General features: G+C 58.8%; 14 protein-coding genes. 11 read left to right on the forward strand and 3 right to left on the reverse strand.

Annotation, left to right across the window (positions count from 1 at the left end; genetic code table 11):
- The first annotated feature begins 2 nt into the window (after positions 1-2).
- The 3 genes from ACR0JX_RS05450 to ACR0JX_RS05460 all read left to right on the forward strand — a co-directional run bounded on the left by ACR0JX_RS05450 (position 3) and on the right by ACR0JX_RS05460 (position 1,733).
- Positions 3-560 (forward strand): NUDIX hydrolase, encoded by a 558-nt coding sequence (locus ACR0JX_RS05450; RefSeq protein ID WP_480542976.1) that lies wholly within the window; start codon positions 3-5, stop codon positions 558-560.
- A gap of 72 nt (positions 561-632) precedes the next feature.
- Positions 633-1,091 carry a DUF1178 family protein gene (locus ACR0JX_RS05455; RefSeq protein ID WP_480542092.1) on the forward strand — a complete coding sequence of 153 codons (459 nt, stop codon included), beginning with the start codon at positions 633-635 and terminating at the stop codon, positions 1,089-1,091.
- A 3-nt stretch (positions 1,092-1,094) separates the two neighbouring features.
- On the forward strand, positions 1,095-1,733 hold the full coding sequence (locus tag ACR0JX_RS05460; protein ID WP_480542094.1) for an SDR family NAD(P)-dependent oxidoreductase: 639 nt from the start codon (positions 1,095-1,097) through the stop codon (positions 1,731-1,733).
- Here the strand turns inward: ACR0JX_RS05460 and ACR0JX_RS05465 are convergent.
- Positions 1,727-2,083: a hypothetical protein gene (locus ACR0JX_RS05465; protein ID WP_480542096.1), complete on the reverse strand. Its 357-nt coding sequence runs from the start codon at positions 2,081-2,083 to the stop codon at positions 1,727-1,729. The genes ACR0JX_RS05460 and ACR0JX_RS05465 overlap by 7 nt on opposite strands.
- 165 nt (positions 2,084-2,248) lie before the next feature.
- Between ACR0JX_RS05465 and ACR0JX_RS05470 the strand changes: the two genes are divergently transcribed.
- The 6 genes from ACR0JX_RS05470 to ACR0JX_RS05495 all read left to right on the forward strand — a co-directional run bounded on the left by ACR0JX_RS05470 (position 2,249) and on the right by ACR0JX_RS05495 (position 11,079).
- The gene (locus ACR0JX_RS05470) at positions 2,249-3,487 is read left to right on the forward strand and encodes an aspartate kinase (protein ID WP_480542098.1); all 1,239 of its coding nucleotides are present in this window, start codon (positions 2,249-2,251) and stop codon (positions 3,485-3,487) included.
- Positions 3,488-3,533: 46 nt separating this feature from the next.
- On the forward strand, positions 3,534-5,777 hold the full coding sequence (gene ptsP, locus ACR0JX_RS05475) for a phosphoenolpyruvate--protein phosphotransferase (RefSeq protein WP_170530932.1): 2,244 nt from the start codon (positions 3,534-3,536) through the stop codon (positions 5,775-5,777).
- Positions 5,778-5,941: 164 nt separating this feature from the next.
- Positions 5,942-7,387, forward strand: a complete 1,446-nt coding sequence (gene zwf / locus ACR0JX_RS05480; protein WP_480542100.1) for a glucose-6-phosphate dehydrogenase — start codon at positions 5,942-5,944, stop codon at positions 7,385-7,387.
- Positions 7,388-7,389: 2 nt separating this feature from the next.
- Positions 7,390-9,195, forward strand: a complete 1,806-nt coding sequence (gene edd, locus ACR0JX_RS05485) for a phosphogluconate dehydratase (RefSeq protein ID WP_480542102.1) — start codon at positions 7,390-7,392, stop codon at positions 9,193-9,195.
- Positions 9,196-9,198: 3 nt separating this feature from the next.
- Complete coding sequence (locus tag ACR0JX_RS05490) at positions 9,199-9,831, forward strand: bifunctional 4-hydroxy-2-oxoglutarate aldolase/2-dehydro-3-deoxy-phosphogluconate aldolase (protein ID WP_480542104.1); 633 nt, start codon at positions 9,199-9,201, stop codon at positions 9,829-9,831.
- Between the two features lie 51 nt (positions 9,832-9,882).
- Positions 9,883-11,079 (forward strand): pyridoxal-phosphate-dependent aminotransferase family protein, encoded by a 1,197-nt coding sequence (locus tag ACR0JX_RS05495; RefSeq protein ID WP_480542106.1) that lies wholly within the window; start codon positions 9,883-9,885, stop codon positions 11,077-11,079.
- Between the two features lie 69 nt (positions 11,080-11,148).
- Here ACR0JX_RS05495 and ACR0JX_RS05500 read toward each other — a convergent pair whose 3' ends face one another.
- On the reverse strand, positions 11,149-12,270 hold the full coding sequence (locus ACR0JX_RS05500; protein ID WP_480542108.1) for a pyridoxal phosphate-dependent aminotransferase: 1,122 nt from the start codon (positions 12,268-12,270) through the stop codon (positions 11,149-11,151).
- A gap of 117 nt (positions 12,271-12,387) precedes the next feature.
- On the opposite strand from ACR0JX_RS05500, the gene ACR0JX_RS05505 reads away from it, so the two are divergent.
- Together ACR0JX_RS05505 and ACR0JX_RS05510 are read left to right on the forward strand one after the other, a co-directional pair.
- A complete protein-coding gene (locus ACR0JX_RS05505; protein WP_480542110.1) occupies positions 12,388-13,170 on the forward strand; it encodes a crotonase/enoyl-CoA hydratase family protein in 783 nt (260 codons plus the stop codon).
- Positions 13,167-13,538: a VOC family protein gene (locus ACR0JX_RS05510; protein ID WP_480542112.1), complete on the forward strand. Its 372-nt coding sequence runs from the start codon at positions 13,167-13,169 to the stop codon at positions 13,536-13,538. Before ACR0JX_RS05505 ends, ACR0JX_RS05510 begins: the two co-directional genes overlap by 4 nt.
- On the opposite strand, the gene ACR0JX_RS05515 is transcribed toward ACR0JX_RS05510, so the two are convergent.
- Positions 13,535-13,867, reverse strand: a complete 333-nt coding sequence (locus ACR0JX_RS05515) for a DnaJ family domain-containing protein (RefSeq protein WP_480542114.1) — start codon at positions 13,865-13,867, stop codon at positions 13,535-13,537. The two genes, ACR0JX_RS05510 and ACR0JX_RS05515, sit on opposite strands and share 4 nt — an antisense overlap.
- Positions 13,868-13,889: the final 22 nt, after the last annotated feature.

Genomic DNA, 13,889 nt, shown 5'->3' on the forward strand with positions numbered 1-13,889 from the left:
GCATGATGTGGTATCAAAAACTATCAGGTTCGCAAAATAGGACAAAAATCAGCGACCTGACAGACAGGCTTGAACCTCTTGTGAAAGGGATTGTCGCGATGAACGCCCGGCTTTCATCCGAGCTATGGCATGGTGTGGAAAATCTTGCGATTTTACCGCAAGCAGCTGCCTTATGTTATCGGGTTGAGCTGGGCCGGCCGGAGGTTCTGTTGATCACGACACGGCAAACCCGGCGATGGATCATCCCCAAAGGCTGGCTGATGCCCGGATTGACGGCGGCCGAAACCGCTACGCAGGAAGCCTGGGAAGAGGCGGGTGTTGTCGGAAAATGTAGTGACCAATCGCTGGGACAGTTCCCTTTTGTGAAGATGCGACCCAGAAAAGGGCCGGTTTTGTGTATGGTCGACGTGTATCCGCTGCACGTGAAATCCCTGGCACAGGAGTTTCCGGAAAAAGGGCAGCGCAAGCGGCAATGGTGCTCGCTGAAAAAAGCAGCGTCCAAGGTGGCTTCACCCGAACTTGCCGTCATTTTGCGTAGCTTTAAGTCCGGCCTGCATTGATCATCCTTTTGTAGGGCTTGATATTGTCTTGCCGGTCGGTATCTATTCGGCCATCGCTTCTTTGGGTGAAAAATGATTCAATACGCGTTGAAATGCGTCGAAGGCCACACATTCGACAGTTGGTTCCAGTCAGCCGAAGCGTTTGACAAGCTGGCAGCCGCAGGCCTTGTGACTTGTGCGGTCTGCGGATGTTCGCAAGTGGAAAAAGCAATCATGACACCACGGGTACGCCCCGCACGTAAGGCCGCGCCCAAACCCGACGCAACAGCGCCTTCAGGATCCGATGAGATCAGTGTGGCGACACCCGCGCCTGAAATAGAGAAAGCGCTGGCCGAGCTGCGCCGCAAGGTCGAGGAGAACTCGGACTATGTTGGTAAAGATTTTGCCAGCGAAGCCCGGAAGATGCATTTGGGCGACGCGCCCGAACGATCGATCTATGGCGAGGCTAAGCCAGATGAGGCGAAAGCGCTGATCGAAGATGGCGTGCCCGTCGCCCCGTTGCCCTTTGTGCCCAGCAGAAAGACGAATTGATCCATGCATCTACTGATTACCGGAGCCAATCGCGGAATCGGAAAGGCTCTGGCGGATCAATATCGCGCTGAGGGTCATAATGTCACCGGCACGGCCCGCGACAATAGTGCTGAAATACAGTTGGATGTCTCAGATAGCGCGCATCATCAGGCGATGGCGCGGCAGCTAGAAGGTCAACCGCTGGATCTGCTGATCTGCAATGCAGGCGTTTATCTTGACAAGGGTCAGGGCCTCGATGGCTATCCGGCAGACATGTGGGCACAGAGCTTTGCGACGAATGTCACCGGTGTTTTTCTAACCATTCAGGCTTTGCTACCAAATTTAAAGGCTGCTGGCGGCAAAATCGCAATTCTCTCATCACAAATGGCATCACACTCGCGGGCGCCAGGTGGCAGTTATATCTACCGTGCTTCGAAGGCGGCAGCGTTGAATCTGGGACGTAATCTGGCGACCGATCTAAGGGCAGATGGCATTGCAGTCGGGATTTACCATCCGGGCTGGGTGCAGACGGATATGGGCGGATCGTCAGCCGATATTCACGTGGATGAGGCCGTTTCAGGCCTCATCAAACGCTTTGACGCGCTCTCATTGGACAATACCGGTTGCTTTGAGACCTATGATGGCCAGCCGCATGCTTACTGAGCGTTCAGCGCTGCCTTTGGCAGTTCATAAACCTCTCCGGGTTCGATGAATATGATCAGCAGATCACCGCGTGTTTCGTAGCTGAGTTTCGAAGGAGAACTACTGGAATCCGGCACGCCATCGGTGAAATAGATGTTGCGCACCTCGCCATTGCCCAAGGCCACCGCCAGGGTGGCGCTGCCATCATCGCGACGGCGCAGTTCCGCATTGCAGCTTTGCAGCGGGTCACCGGCATTGACCGCGCAAGGGACGGTACCCAAAGCGTTCTGACCATCGGTTCCTGCCACGCTTGCGACCTGAGCAATGGCGGGAGAGGACAGAAGGACGAAGGCGGCGGCAAGGCGGAGCATAAATAACCTCTTGGAATGATTGCGAAGGACAGGCTGACACTGTGCCCGCTGATTGTAAAGCAGCCCTGGGTCGCAGGCAAAGCCTGATTGCGCCCTTGCCCTTGATCCCCCCCTCGCATATGAGGCACGGAACTAACAGCCCAAGGCACGGAGACAGTTGGCCTCATGCCCGTACTCGTGATGAAATTCGGAGGCACATCGGTTGCCAATCTTGACCGTATCCGCCGCGCGGCAAAGCGTGTGGGCGTTGAGGTGGCCAAGGGATATGACGTGATCGTCATCGTCTCGGCCATGTCCGGCAAGACCAACGAACTGGTGGGCTGGGTGAATGAAACCTCACCGCTGTTCGATGCGCGTGAATATGACGCTGTGGTTTCCTCGGGCGAGAATGTGACCGCAGGTCTGATGGCGTTGACTCTACAGGAAATGGATATCCCGGCACGCAGTTGGCAGGGTTGGCAGGTTCCGTTGTTGACCAATGGTGCTCATTCTTCGGCGCGGATCGAAGAAATCCCGACCGACAACCTGAACCAGAAGTTCGGGGAAGGCATGAAAGTCGCGGTTGTCGCCGGGTTTCAGGGCCTGAGCCCCGAAGGGCGTATCACAACGCTGGGCCGGGGTGGCTCAGACACGACGGCTGTGGCCTTTGCTGCCGCTTTCGAGGCCGAGCGCTGTGACATATACACGGATGTGGATGGCGTTTACACGACCGACCCGCGCATCTGCGAGAAGGCGCGCAAGCTTGAGAAAATCTCGTTCGAGGAAATGCTGGAACTGGCCTCACTGGGCGCAAAGGTTCTACAGACCCGCTCGGTCGAGTTGGCGATGCGCTATAAGGTGCGCCTGCGGGTGCTGTCCAGTTTCGAAGAACAATCCGACAATGCAGGCACGCTGGTCTGCGATGAGGAGGATATCATGGAATCCAATGTTGTGGCCGGTGTGGCCTATTCCCGCGACGAAGCCAAGATGACTGTGGTCTCGGTGGCCGACCGCCCCGGGATCGCCTCGATCATCTTTACCGCGCTCAGCGATGAGGGCGTCAATGTCGACATGATCGTACAGAATATCTCGGACGAAGGTCGCACGGACATGACCTTCTCGTGCCCGACCGATCAGGTCGCGCGCGCTGAAAAAGCGCTGCTGGCGATCAAGGATGCGGGCGAGCTGAACTATGCCGAGCTGGTTGCCGATAATGACGTTTGCAAGGTCTCGGTGGTTGGAATCGGTATGCGCTCGCAATCCGGTGTTGCGGCCAAGATGTTCAAGGTTCTCTCGGATGAGGGGATCAATATTAAGGTCATTACAACCTCTGAGATAAAAATTTCCGTTCTGGTGGATCGGAAATACATGGAACTTGCTGTTCAGGCACTGCATGATGCCTTTGAACTGGACAAGGCGGCCTGAGCATTTCAGCCAAAGGTCTTGCCTGACGCACTAATTTGGGTGGGCCATGGCGGACGGCACCGAAACTGAATCCCGCAAGCTGCTGGGACGGCTGCGCGAAGAAATGGCGAGCGAGGCCGCCGGACAGGAACGGCTTGACCGGATCACTCATCTGATCGCCGATAGCATCCGGGCCGAGGTGTGTTCGGTCTATCTATTCCGAGACGAGGAAACGCTGGAACTTTGCGCAACCGAAGGCCTATCGCCCGAGGCGGTTCATAAAACGCGGATGCGGATGGGCGAAGGGCTGGTCGGTCGTGTAGCCAAGTCTGGCAAGATCGTGAACACCGCCGACGCGCCATCGGCCAAAGGTTTTCGCTACATGCCGGAAACCGGTGAAGAACGGTTCTCGTCTTTTCTGGGTGTTCCGATACAGCGATTGGGCGAAAACCTAGGCGTACTGGTCGTTCAGTCGCGCGAGGCGCGCGAGTATTCTGCTGATGAGGTCTACGCTCTGGAAGTTGTCGCCATGGTGTTGGCCGAAATGGCCGAGCTGGGCGCGTTCGTCGGTGAAGGTGCGGCGCTGTCTCCATTGCACCAGCAATCCGTACTGCTGCGGGGCGGACCGGCGCAGGAAGGGTCAGCCGAGGGGCATGTCTGGCTGCACGAGCCGCGCGTTGTAATCACCAATCCGATTGCCGATGATCCACATCGAGAGCGTGAGCGGCTGGTCGAGGCGGTCGAAGAGTTGCGCGTTGGCGTCGACAAGATGTTGGAGATTTCTCAGGGCGGGGATTCTGACCAGCTGAAAGTGTTGGAAGCCTACCGGATGTTCGCGAATTCCAAAGGCTGGATGCGCCGGATGGAGGAAGACATTGCGCTGGGCCTCAGCGCCGAGGCGGCGGTTGAGAAAGAGCAGTCGCAGGCGCGGGCCCGTATGGGGCAGGTTACAGATCCTTATCTACGAGAGCGTCTGGCCGATCTGGATGATTTGTCCAACCGTCTGCTGCGGATCCTGACGGGGCAGGGTAAAACTGATAGTTCGGACCTGCCACCGGATCCGATTCTAATTGCGCGCAACATTGGCCCAGGCGATCTGCTGGAATATGGCCGCTCGCTGAAAGGCATCGTGCTGGAAGAAGGGTCTGTCGGCAGCCATGCGACCATCGTGGCACGTGCCTTGGCGATCCCATTGGTTGTCCATGTGGGGCGCATCACGACCGAGGCGCTCAATGGGGATCATATCCTAGTCGATGGCGACCAAGGTGTTGTGCACCTGCGCCCCGAGGATACGGTGGTCAGCGCCTTCCGCGACAAGATCGCAATGCAGGCCAAAGCGCAGGAACGCTATGCCTCGATCCGTGAAACACCATGCGTGACACAGGACGGCGCACGGATGAATCTGGTGATGAACGCGGGTCTGATGGCAGACCTGCCGTCGCTGAATAATTCGGGGGCCGAAGGGGTTGGATTGTTCCGGACCGAGCTTCAATTCCTGGTCCGTAATCAGATGCCGAAACGGTCTGAACTTGTTACGCAATACCAACGCGTGCTGGACGCAGCAGGTGAGAAACGCGTGGTATTTCGCACGCTGGATATCGGGTCAGACAAAGTGCTGCCCTATATGAAACATGTGGCCGAGCCAAACCCGGCCCTTGGCTGGCGCGCGATCCGCGTGGGTCTGGATAAGCGTGGCGTCATGCGGATGCAGCTGCAGGCGCTGATCCGCGCGGCGAATGGGCGGCCCTTAACGGTTATGTTCCCCTTTGTCGCGCAGGCCGATGAGTTTCGTGAAGCCCGATGGGAGGTCAACAAGACCATCGAGCGGGAAAAGCGACTGGGTCATGTGCTGCCCGAAACGCTGGAAGTCGGTGCGATGCTCGAGACGCCGTCTTTGGGGTTCGCACCGCAGAAGTTCTTTGACGAGGTCGATTTCATTTCAATCGGTGGCAACGACCTGAAACAGTTCTTCTTTGCGGCCGATCGCGAAAACGAATTGGTGCGCAGGCGGTATGACACCCTTAATGTCAGCTTCCTCAGCTTTATCGAACGCGTGGTTGAACGCTGCGATATCTCGGATACGCCGCTCAGTTTCTGCGGTGAGGATGCGGGCCGGCCCGTCGAGGCCCTGTGCTTGGCGGCGATGGGAATTCGGACTTTGTCGATGCGTCCGGCCTCGATTGGTCCTGTGAAAAGCCTGTTGTTGCGTTCGAACCTTCAGGAAGTGCGCAAGATCATCGCCGATGCACGCCACCGGGGCGAGCAATCTGTGCGACCTTCGGTGATGGAGTGGTTGCGCAGCCAGAGCTAACCGGAAAACCTGCGGCTTTGCGCAAATCCATGCTTGATTTCTTGGGTCTATCTACTTATTACAACCACAAATGTTAGCGATAACATTCTTATGACGGCAGTGTCACCTTCTCAAATCATGGGGCATGATGGGCTGGCACAGGTGGATGCAAAAGGAACCAGGCCATGGTCTCACGTGTAATTCCTGTAGACCCGTTTGACCTCGTGCTGTTTGGCGCGACGGGCGATCTGGCGCAACGCAAGATCTTGCCCGGGCTGTATCACCGTTTTGAGGTCGGTCAGATGCCCGAAGATGCGCGTATTATTGGTACGGCGCGTTCGGACATGGACAGTGAAGGGTTTCGCAAACAACTGCGCGCGTCGATGGATGAGTTTGCCCCGAAATATGACAAGGGCATTTTGGACCGGTTCCTGTCACGCGTCGACTATTTCCCGGTGGATGCGCTGGGCGATTCAGGATGGCCTGATCTGGCGAAATCGCTGCGACCTGATGTGGTGCGCGCTTTCTATCTGTCCGTGGGGCCCAGCCTGTTTTCGGGTATCGCGCAACGGCTGCACGATCATGGGTTGGCCACGCCCGACAGCAGGATCGTGGTGGAAAAACCCTTTGGCCATGATCTGGCCTCGGCCAAGGCGTTGAACGAAGGGTTGCGCGCCTGTTTCGAAGAGCATCAAATCTACCGGATCGACCACTATCTGGGCAAGGAAACCGTGCAGAACCTGATGGCGCTGCGCTTTGCCAATTCCTTGTTCGAACCGCTGTGGAATGCCACGCATGTTGATCACGTGCAGATCACGGTGGCTGAGACCGTCGGGGTCGAAGGACGTGGTGCTTACTACGACCAATCCGGCGCGATGCGGGATATGATCCAGAACCACCTGGTGCAATTGCTCTGCCTGACCGCGATGGAGCCGCCTTCGAAATTCGCGCCTAACGCGGTGCGCGATGAAAAGGTCAAAGTGATCGAAGCACTGGAACCCGTTGAGCCCAAGGATATCGCGCGCGGTCAGTATCGCACGGGCAAGGGCAGCGATGGCTATCTGGATCATGTTGGTGACCCGGCTAGCCGCACCGAAAGCTATATCGCGCTCAAGGCGCATATCGGCAATTGGCGCTGGGCGGGGGTGCCGTTCTACCTGCGCACCGGCAAGCGCCTGAGGGCCCGTGAATCTGAGATCGCCGTGTTCTTCCGCGATCCTCCGCATACGATTTTCCCGAATGTTGGCCCTTTGCACGGCAACGTGCTGGTGATCCGCTTGCAACCGGATGAGGGCATCACCTTGCGCACCACTATCAAGGAACCGGGGCAGGGCGGGTTTCGCCTGTCTGACGTGGCGCTGGACATGAGCTTTGCCGACGCGTTGGGCGATGATGGTCAATCCCCGGACGCTTATGAACGCCTGATTATGGACGTTATCCGCGGCGATCAGACCTTGTTCATGCGCGGGGACGAAGCCGAGGCCGCCTGGGCCTGGGTCGATCCCATCATTCACGGCTGGGAAGAGCGTGGCGACAAGCCCGCAAAATACGATCAGGGCAGTTCAGGGCCCGAAGAAGCATTGATGCTGATGCATCGCGATGGACGCCGCTGGCGTCAGATCGGAGGGTAATCATGGTCAATACAGTTATTTCGGACGTCACTAAACGTATCATCGACCGCAGCACCGACTTGCGCGGCCCGCATCTTGAGCGGATGGAACAGGCCAAATCCAAAGGCCCCGCCCGTGCGCATCTGTCCTGCAGTGGTCAGGCGCATGCTTATGCCGGTGCCGGTGAGGATCAGAACTCGATGGCGACCGGTACGGCTGGGAACCTTGGTATCGTCACCGCCTATAACGACATGCTCTCGGCTCACCAGCCGTTTGAGCGTTATCCCGAACTGATCCGTCAGGCGATCCGAACAGCAGGTGGCACAGCGCAGGTCGCAGGCGGGGTTCCCGCCATGTGCGACGGCGTGACCCAAGGCGAGGCGGGGATGGAGCTGTCGCTGTTCTCGCGCGATGTGATCGCGCTGGCGACAGGAGTTTCCCTCAGCCACAACACCTATGACGCGGCTGTGTTTCTGGGCGTCTGCGACAAGATCGTGCCCGGCCTGATCATCGGCGCGCAGGCCTTTGGCCATCTGCCGGCCGTCTTCCTACCGGCTGGTCCGATGACCAGCGGTCTGCCCAACGACGAAAAAGCAAAGGTGCGCCAGCAATTCGCTGCCGGAGAGGTTGGTCGCGACGCCCTGATGCAGGCTGAAATGGCAGCTTACCATGGCCCCGGCACCTGCACTTTTTATGGCACCGCCAACACCAACCAGATGCTGATGGAGTTCATGGGCCTGCACCTGCCGGGCTCCAGCTTCGTCAACCCCAACACGCCTCTGCGCGATGCTCTGACCGAGGAAGGCGCGCGCCGCGCCCTGTCTCTCAGCGCGTTGGGCAATCACTACACACCGGTCTGCCAGATCCTCGATGAACGCGCCTTCGTCAATGGTATCGTTGGCTTGATGGCCACGGGAGGTTCGACCAACCTGCTGATCCACCTGATCGCCATGGCGCGCGCGGGTGGTATCGTGCTGGATTGGGAGGATTTTTCCGACATCTCCGCAGTGGTCCCACTGGTCGCGCGGGTCTATCCCAACGGTCTGGCCGATGTGAACCACTTCCACGCCGCGGGGGGCTTGGGCTTTACGATCAGTACGCTACTGGACGATGGGCTGCTGCACCCTGACACACTGACCGTCGCGGGGCAGGGCCTTCACAACTACACCAAGGAACCAAAGCTGAAAGACGGCGAGTTGGTCTGGGAGGACGGCGCGGGCCACAGCCTGAATGAAAAGATCGTGCGCCCGGCAAAGGACCCGTTCCAGTCCACCGGTGGCCTGTCGCGCCTGACCGGAAATCTGGGCACCGGCGTCATGAAGGTCTCAGCCGTGGCACCCGAACACCAAGTGGTCGAAGCGCCCGTCCGTGTGTTTCACGACCAAAACGACGTCAAAGCCGCCTTCAAGGCCGGAGAGTTCACTGATGACGTCATCGTCGTTGTTCGATTCCAGGGCCCGAAGGCCAATGGTATGCCCGAGCTGCACTCGCTGACGCCGATACTGTCGATCCTTCAGGGCAGAGGCCAAAAGGTCGCTCTGGTCACCGATGGCCGCATGTCTGGGGCGTCGGGCAAGGTTCCCGCCGCCATCCATGTCTGCCCTGAGGCGCTGGACGGTGGTGCCATCGGCTATCTGCAAGACGGTGATCTGCTGCGCGTCGATGCAGTCAAGGGTGAGCTTGAGATCCTCAACCCCGGCGTCCTCGACCGTACCCCAGCCACTGCTGATCTGTCTGCCAACCAGCACGGCGTCGGCCGCGACCTCTTCGGCGCGTTCCGCCAGAATGTCGGCTCCGCCGACACGGGTGCCGGCATTTTTGGAGTTTAACCTATGTCTAAAACCCAACGCACCCGCGAGATCTGCGCGCTGGCTCCAATCGTACCAGTGTTGGTCGTGGATGACGCCGCCCACGCCCGCCCCTTGGCCGAGGCGCTGGTCGCAGGTGGGCTTCCTGCGCTTGAGGTCACCCTGCGCACCCCTGCCGCGCTGGACGTGATCCGTGCCATGGCCGCTGTGCCCGGAGGCGTCGTGGGCGCAGGCACGCTGGTCACCCCCGAAGACGTCCGCGCCGCCAAAGAGGCGGGTGCGCAGTTCGGCGTCTCGCCCGGCGCGACCGACGCCCTCATCGCCGCCTGCGAAGCCGAAGGCCTGCCCCTTCTGCCCGGCGCTGCCACCGCGAGTGAGGCGATGGCCCTGCTGGAAAAGGGCTATGACATGCTGAAATTCTTCCCTGCCGAGGCGTCGGGCGGTGCACCGGCCCTGAAAGCCATTGGGGCGCCTCTGCCTCAGATCACTTTCTGCCCCACGGGCGGTGTCTCGCCCTCAAACGCGCGTGATTATCTGTCTCTCTCCAACGTGATCTGCGCAGGCGGCAGCTGGGTTGTGCCCCAGCAGATGGTCCAAAACGGCGATTGGTCCGGGATCGAATCCCTTGCGCGCGAGGCCGCTGGTCTGATGGATTGACGTCGCAGGGCGAAACGCTAGGGTAGGCCTCAATTCAAACAGGTTGCCCTCATGACAAACCGACCCTCCCTCGCGCATGGGCGCGAGTATCTGGCCATTCCCGGCCCTTCTGTTATGCCTGACGCGGTGCTGCAGGCCATGCACCGCCCGTCGCCCAATATCTATGACGGCGAGTTGGTTGATATGATGCCTGCCCTTACGCGCGATCTAAAGCGCGTCGCCTGCACCGAACACAACGTCGCCATCTATATCGCCAACGGCCACGGAACGTGGGAGGCTGCGCTTTCGAACGTGATCGCGCCCGGCGAAACCGTTCTGGCTCCGGCCTCTGGTAGGTTCACCTATGGCTGGGCTGAGATGGCCGAAGGAGTTGGTGCCAAGGTCAAAACGATTGATTTCGGCACATCTTCTCCATGGGATTTCGACCAAATTGCAGATGTTCTGCGGGCCGACCAAGCGCATGAAATCAAGGCAGTTCTTGCCGTCCATGTGGATACATCCAGCTCGATCCGCAATGATATCCCAGCCTTGCGCACGCTTCTGGACGAGTTGAACCATCCGGCGCTGCTCATGGCGGATTGCATCGCCTCACTCGGGTGTGATCGGTTCGAAATGGACGCTTGGGGCGTCGATGTGACAGTCACCGCCTGCCAAAAAGGGCTGATGACACCGCCCGGCATAGGCTTTGTCTTCTTTAACGACAAAGCCCAGGCAAAACGGGCCGCAATTCCTCGTGTCTCGCTCTATTGGGACTGGCAGCCGCGCGCGAATCCTGAATTATTCTACCAATATTTTGACGGCACCGCGCCGACACATCACCTTTACGGTCTACGTGCAGCGCTCGACATGGTTCATGCGGAGGGTATCGAAAACGTCTGGGCCCGTCATCGGCACCTTGCCAAAGCGATCTGGGCCGCCTGCGAGGTCTGGGCGCAGGGCGGTGCTCTCCATTTCAATGTCGCCGATCCGGCCTATCGCAGCCATGCGGTCACCGCCCTACGCCTGACCGAAGGGCGCGGCACACCGCTGCGCAACTTTACCGAAAACCACCTCGGCCTGACGCTCGGCATCGGCTTGGGGATGGAGGACTGGGACGGCTGTTTCCGCCTCGGCCATATGGGCTATGTAAACGCCCAGATGGTTATGGCGATGCTAGGCGGCGTGGAAACCGCAATGGCGGCCTTGAACATACCACGCGGTAACGGCGCGCTCGAGGCTGCTGCGACAATCCTGGCGAACCAGGCCTGATCCGCTTCATCTGGCCATAAGTATCCCGGGGGAGGCGCGCGCCGCGCGGCGGGGGCAGAGCCCCCTGCCTCAACCGGATGCCTCGCTCGACCGTGCAGCCTGCAGCGCGATCGGCAGAGCCCTGGAAAAAGCCGTTAGATCATCTTCGGTACCACAGCTGACGCGGATACACCGGTTCTGTGGTGCAACAAATGGCATACGAACAAAGATGCCTTGCGCCACGAGGGACGCCAACACCGCCCTGGCAAACTCGCCATCTTCACCGCAATCAATTGCGACGAAATTTGTGGCCGAAGGCAAAGCGATCAGCCCATTCTCTCGCGCGATCTCGCCAATACGACTGCGCGCGGTTTCAACGCGATGTTGCACCATTCCTAGCCAAGCCTGATCTGCCAACGCCGCCAGCGCCCCCGGTTGGGCTGCACGGTTCATTCCAAAGTGGTTGCGTATCTTGTTGAAGGACAGGATCAACTCGGGTGCACCAATCGCATACCCAACCCGTGCACCCGCCATGCCGTAGGCCTTTGAAAATGTGCGCATTCGGATCACGCGTGGATCATCGGCTCGCACAGGGGCTGCGGTGCCTTCCGGGGCGCATTCCACATAGGCCTCGTCCAACACCAGCAAACATCCCTCGGGAAGAGCGTCCATCGCGGCAACGATATCTGCGCCACTGTGCCAACTGCCCATTGGGTTGTCAGGATTGGCCAGATAGACCAGTTTGGCACCAACCTCGGCCGCTTTTGCAAACAGGGCCTGTGGGTCTTCGTGATCCCCGGCATAGGGCACCTTGTGCAAAACCCCGCCATAACCCGCGACATGGTAGTTAAAGGTCGGGTAGGCTCCATCCGAGGTCACAACCGCATCTCCTGGCTCGACAATCAGCCGCGCCAGGTATCCCAGCAACCCGTCGATCCCTTCGCCAACAACGATGTTCTCGGGGGCGATCCCATGATGATCCGCCAGGGCGTTACGCAGATCGTGGTTTTCGGGATCGCCATACATCCAAATCTCGGCACTTGCCCCACGCATGGCCTCAATCGCGCGGGGCGAGGGGCCGAACACGTTCTCATTTGCGCCCAGACGCGCCGAAAACGGTGCACCGCGCTGACGTTCCTGCGTTTCAGGGCCAACAAACGGCACGGTGGCGGGAAGGGTTTGGGTAAGCGATGTATAGCGTGGTCCAGTCATAGGCGCAGATAAACGTATGCGCACAGTTGGGGCAAGCATGTGCATTGCCCTGACGTCGCGGTGGAACTGAACCCCCATTTTGGGTCATGTTGGGCCAAACAGAGTTGGGAGGCCATCATGGCACGCGTATCCGTCGAATACCGCAATCACATTGCCCATGTCACCCTGACGCGGGGCGACAAAATGAACGCGCTGGACGACGCGATGATCAAGGCCTTGTTGGGTGCCGGGCAAGAGGTCGCCGCATCCGATGCACGCGCTGTTGTCCTGTCGGGCGAGGGCAAAAGTTTCTGCGCCGGGCTCGACATGGCCAGTTTTGCAAGCATGGCGCATAAGGATCCGACCGAATGGCTGATGACCCGCAGCCACGAAGACGCCAATGAGATGCAGGAGCTTGCCCTGATCTGGCGCCGCGTTCCGGTTCCAGTGATCTGCGCCATTCAGGGCGTGGCCTATGGTGGCGGGCTGCAGATCGCGTTGGGCGCAGATATCCGCATCGCGCATCCTGAGGCCAAACTGGCGGTGATGGAAATGAAATGGGGCATCATACCGGACATGGGCGGCATGGTTCTGCTGCCTCGGCTGGTTCGCTCGGATGTTCTGCGGCTGTTGACCTATACTGCCCGTCCCATCGGCGCATCTCAGGCGGCGGACTGGGGGTTAGTGACAAAGCTGTCTGATGATCCGCTGACCGAAGCCCTGGCAATCGCCGAAAACATCGCTGGTCAAAGCCCCTCTGCAATCCGGGCCGCCAAACGGCTGATCGAGGTGGCCGAAACCCGGGGCCGCCAGGATGTTTTGTTGGCCGAATCCTCAGAGCAAGTAGACCTGATCGGAAAGCCCGACCAGATGGAAGTTGTCATGGCTCAGATGCAGGGTCGAAAGCCGGAATTCAAATGACTACCGCCACGATAGCTCGGATCATTATCTATACCAAACGCATGGATGAGATGATCCGATTTTATGAAACGTATTTTGGGTACTCGGCTCAACAAGCCGCTGGGGATCGCATTGTGGAGTTGGTTCCTCCAAACACCGGGTTGCGCCTTCTCTTGCACGCTGCGGCAAAATCTGCGCGCGAAGGACAGGTCGCGATCAAATTGGTGTTCGATGTGGATGACGTCGCGGCCTTCTGTGCACGTGCCAAACAGAATGGTTTGGAATTCGGCGCTATACATCATGCGGACGGGTATGATTTTGCCAACGCAAAAGACCCTTCAAAAAATTCGATTTCTGTATCTAGTCGGGCGTTTTCTGACCAAATCTAGCGCATAAAGGCGCGTCGTGCGTCACGTGCCATGTGGTAACGCATCTCGAGGTCGGCAATTTTTGCCATTGCAGATTTGCGCTCAAACGGATCCATGAGATCAGCATAGGATTTGCGTGCCGCGTCCAGTTCCTTCTTGATGTTGAACTCTTCTGGCAGTACCCTGGCCTGTGCCATGATCCGATGCCCGATTGCAATGGCGGGATCGCCTTGGGCCTCGCCTGACCGATCTGGCAAAGGCGCCCCTTCGCCTTCCAGGTCTTGCATCTGGCCTTCAGTCTGCGCCTTCTTGATCTGGTGTTCTACCAGTTTTGCCAATGATCCAAACATGTTTGCAGTCTACATGCGATAA

The sequence above is a fragment of the Ruegeria sp. AH7 genome, from assembly GCF_056541325.1.

Coding starts and splice junctions, on each gene's coding strand:
- ACR0JX_RS05490 (WP_480542104.1), top strand. CDS start 9,199: ATGTCTAAAACCCAACGCACCCGCGAGATCTGCGCGCTGGCTCCAATC.
- ACR0JX_RS05450 (WP_480542976.1), top strand. CDS start 3: ATGATGTGGTATCAAAAACTATCAGGTTCGCAAAATAGGACAAAAATC.
- ACR0JX_RS05495 (WP_480542106.1), top strand. CDS start 9,883: ATGACAAACCGACCCTCCCTCGCGCATGGGCGCGAGTATCTGGCCATT.
- ACR0JX_RS05470 (WP_480542098.1), top strand. CDS start 2,249: ATGCCCGTACTCGTGATGAAATTCGGAGGCACATCGGTTGCCAATCTT.
- ptsP (WP_170530932.1), top strand. CDS start 3,534: ATGGCGGACGGCACCGAAACTGAATCCCGCAAGCTGCTGGGACGGCTG.
- ACR0JX_RS05505 (WP_480542110.1), top strand. CDS start 12,388: ATGGCACGCGTATCCGTCGAATACCGCAATCACATTGCCCATGTCACC.
- ACR0JX_RS05460 (WP_480542094.1), top strand. CDS start 1,095: ATGCATCTACTGATTACCGGAGCCAATCGCGGAATCGGAAAGGCTCTG.
- ACR0JX_RS05510 (WP_480542112.1), top strand. CDS start 13,167: ATGACTACCGCCACGATAGCTCGGATCATTATCTATACCAAACGCATG.
- zwf (WP_480542100.1), top strand. CDS start 5,942: ATGGTCTCACGTGTAATTCCTGTAGACCCGTTTGACCTCGTGCTGTTT.
- edd (WP_480542102.1), top strand. CDS start 7,390: ATGGTCAATACAGTTATTTCGGACGTCACTAAACGTATCATCGACCGC.
- ACR0JX_RS05455 (WP_480542092.1), top strand. CDS start 633: ATGATTCAATACGCGTTGAAATGCGTCGAAGGCCACACATTCGACAGT.
- ACR0JX_RS05500 (WP_480542108.1), bottom strand. CDS start 12,270: ATGACTGGACCACGCTATACATCGCTTACCCAAACCCTTCCCGCCACC.
- ACR0JX_RS05465 (WP_480542096.1), bottom strand. CDS start 2,083: ATGCTCCGCCTTGCCGCCGCCTTCGTCCTTCTGTCCTCTCCCGCCATT.
- ACR0JX_RS05515 (WP_480542114.1), bottom strand. CDS start 13,867: ATGTTTGGATCATTGGCAAAACTGGTAGAACACCAGATCAAGAAGGCG.